General features: G+C 50.7%; 3 protein-coding genes. All 3 read right to left on the reverse strand.

The window, feature by feature from the left end:
* Positions 1–1,544, reverse strand: a 1,544-nt coding sequence (locus JX312_RS11045; RefSeq protein WP_204458037.1) for an N-6 DNA methylase, incomplete at its 3' end; no start/stop codon positions are given.
* Positions 1,534–1,986: a DUF1896 family protein gene (locus JX312_RS11050; RefSeq protein WP_123486673.1), complete on the reverse strand. Its 453-nt coding sequence runs from the start codon at positions 1,984–1,986 to the stop codon at positions 1,534–1,536. The genes JX312_RS11050 and JX312_RS11045, both read right to left, overlap by 11 nt.
* 29 nt (positions 1,987–2,015) lie before the next feature.
* Positions 2,016–3,205, reverse strand: a 1,190-nt coding sequence (locus JX312_RS11055) for a TraM recognition domain-containing protein (RefSeq protein WP_204458038.1), incomplete at its 5' end; no start/stop codon positions are given.

A 3,205-nucleotide genomic window follows, 5' to 3' on the forward strand; every position in this document is an offset into this window, starting at 1 on the left:
GTCTTGGACGTTTCAACCTTGACTGCTTTCGCTTCTGGTGATGCGGTAGCCGATTTGACCTCAACAGATTCAGCAGGCTTATCCGTTTTTTGTTTTTGCTNTTTCGGCATCGCCTGACGCTTGCTGCGGCGTTTTTTTGCGCCGGGTATCTCCACCAGCTCGCCGAAAAGATTATACATCATAATTTTCGGGTCGTAGCTTTCGTGGCTGTCATTCACCGGCACGGTATTGCCCGATGTTTCTATTTCATCGGCTCTCTGCGAAATTACCTGTGCAGGTGTTGCCGTTACCTCCACCGCCTCGACGTCCTCAATGTCATGCTGCGGTTTTTCTTCCTTCTCCACCTTATTATATATAGATGCTGATACCGTGTGCGCCTTTTGCTGTTCACCGTGATACAGGTCAAGGTTGAGGTGTAGTCCGAACTCCGCATAGAGAACCCTGCGCATATCCTCGCTGATTGCGACAACACCGCCGTCATGGGTATATACCAATGCCGGTTTTCCGTATGGATCGGTGTCCTCTTTCACTCCCGTGCAGATAATATGCGTTGGGTTTTCTATGAAATAGCGGTTGTTGGGTATTCCGCTGTCCTGTGCGGCTGTTGACTGAATAAAAAGTTTCTCGTCCGGTGTGAAGCCTGTTTTGCCGGAGTGCTTCTGCAATATGATAAGGTCGCTGCCCACCTCGGTGTTGGCACTGTCGATGAATGTATTGTTGGGCAGGCGCAAAGCGGTAACGAGGTCGGCACGCTTCATCAGCTCCATACGCACAAACGGGCTTTTGCCGTTCATCACACCCTGCGAGGTTATGAAAGCGACAATGCCGCCCTCACGAACCGCGTCAAGACCTTTGAGGAAGAAATAATTATGTATCGCCGATGCCGATTTCCTGTAAGCTATGTTGTCACTGGTGGCATACACCGGATCAGGCACGGCGATATCACCGAACGGGATATTCGATGCCGCAACATCAAAATAATTTTCGTGATTGGTATCCAGTTTCTCGAAGCCCTCTATATGAACGTCGGTCTGCGGGTACAGTTTGGACAGTATCAGCCCTGTCAATGCGTCCTTCTCAAACGCAATCCTCTCGCCACGGGGATTTACCCATGTGAAAGCGTCCACAAAGGCACCGCCCCCCGCGCTGGGGTCGAGGAAGCGTTGAGGTTCCACTCCCGCCTGTTGCAGAGTCTGGGATATGGCTTCAACAACGTGCTTAGGGGTATAGTAGGCGGTAAGCACGGACGCTTTCAGAGAGTCCATGTAACGCTTAAATTGCCTGTCATCCTTTGAATGGTCGTGAATTATGCGCCGAAGTTCTACTGTCGGGGCAAACAGTTCCCGGTCGGATTTCGCCCACTTGGCTGCGTCGGCAAGCTCGTTGGCGTCATTGAGGATACATTTCAGTCCTCCGAAGCCGGCATACTTGGATAATATCTCCCATTCCGCGTCATCCGGCGGTCTGCGCTCAACAATCAGGGCGAAAGCCGTGCGTATCGCCTCGATGTTGTCACGCATTTTCTGCATACGGTTATAAGCCATTGTCCACGCAGAATTGAGTGATACGGCCTATCAGTATGTCGCGCTTTTCGTCAAGCTCCTCACGGTCTATGCCTACCTGAGTGCGGTCGAAGCCGTCAAAAAGATGCGGCACGTTGTCCAAGACCCAGCGTGCCCAATAGTGGGCGGCAGGCTCGTAATCCACGTTGAGGGTATCGCCGAAATATTCAAGCAGAATATCGGCAACTATGTCAAACTCCGACTCGCCTATGTTGGTGAACAACACAGACAGAGCCAGTTCCTCCGCCTCCGGCACACTTGCCCCGTTGCGCCGTGCTTCCTCGTATGTGTCAAGGGCGCGGTCGGAGTTGGCGACAATCTGCGGATGGTCGGTGGCTATGTCGAAATTGTTTTGCGACAGGTATCTTAGCAGATACAGACGGTAATAATCGAGGTCGTAATAACCTCCTGTAAATTGTAACATTGGATTGTGGATTAAGTGGTGGTTGTTTTCTATTGTTGCGGGAAAAGGTGACTGAGTTCCGGGGTGGATAAAATCCGTTGCTTTTCATCGGATATTATCTGTATCACGTCGGCTTTCACCTGTTCATAGTTGCGTTGGATTATAGCCTTCATGCGCGACTTGTCGGGGGTGTCGTCGTGGAAGTCTGTTAGTATCGGAATAGGTTTGTAGCGGTNTGTTTCCGCCTTGACCTTCGCGCTGTCAATCACTATCTCGGCATGAAATATCTTCTGATCTATGCGCTCGTCGATATTATCACAGACCGCCCCGACGAACATACCCTGCGTGAGAGTGGAAATCTTGCTCGGAGGAATGAGGCTGTCCATCTGCGTGTTGAAAGAATGGCTCACGTCCTGACGGTTGATGGATATTGACTGACGTTTCTGGAGAACCTTGCCGAAACGCTCGGAGAGTGTCTTGGCGGTTTCTCCAACGACCTGCCCGGAAAAGATGTTTCCGACGGTGTTCATCACTACCGCCGCCTCCTTGTCGCCGTAGTCGCGTTTGAGCTGCGAGAAATCCTGAAAGCCGAGGCACACTGCAACCTTGTTGCTTCGGGCGGTGGCAATAAGCTGGTCAAGCCCCTTGAAATATATCGTCGGAAGTTCATCAATCAGTACACCACTTTTCAGCATACCTTTCTTGTTGATAATTTTGACGATACGGGAATTATACAGACCCAGTGCCGCGCCATAGATATTCTGGCGGTCGGGATTGTTGCCTACACACAGTATCTTCGGCTCTTTCGGATTGTTGATATCGAGAGTGAAATCATCGCCGGTCATAACCCAGTATAACTGAGGCGAAATCATGCGTGAAAGCGGGATTTTCGCCGATGCGATTTGCCCCATCAACTGCTCAGCCGCGCCTCCCTGCCATGCGTCCATGAAGGGCGAAAGATAGTTTTCCAGTTCCGGGTAGCTGGTAAGAATGGGAAATAAATCCTCGTATCTTCTATTCAGAAGTTCTATGGCATGTGGGAAGGTGCAATATTTTCCACCCTTGTAAATGCGGAGATACCATATTATGGCTGCAAACAGTACAATCGGTGACTCCACAAAGAAATCGCCCTGCTTGCTCACCCACGACTTATTGAGGTTGAGCATTATAGTGTACGCGCTTTCGTATGCGTCGGCTATGTCGCTCATGAAATCGGGATGTATCGGATTGCAACGGTGAC

This window comes from Barnesiella sp. CU968, assembly GCF_905219685.1.
In the GTDB taxonomy this organism is placed as follows: domain Bacteria; phylum Bacteroidota; class Bacteroidia; order Bacteroidales; family Muribaculaceae; genus Lepagella; species Lepagella muris_A.

Coding starts and splice junctions, on each gene's coding strand:
- JX312_RS11050 (WP_123486673.1), bottom strand. CDS start 1,986: ATGTTACAATTTACAGGAGGTTATTACGACCTCGATTATTACCGTCTG.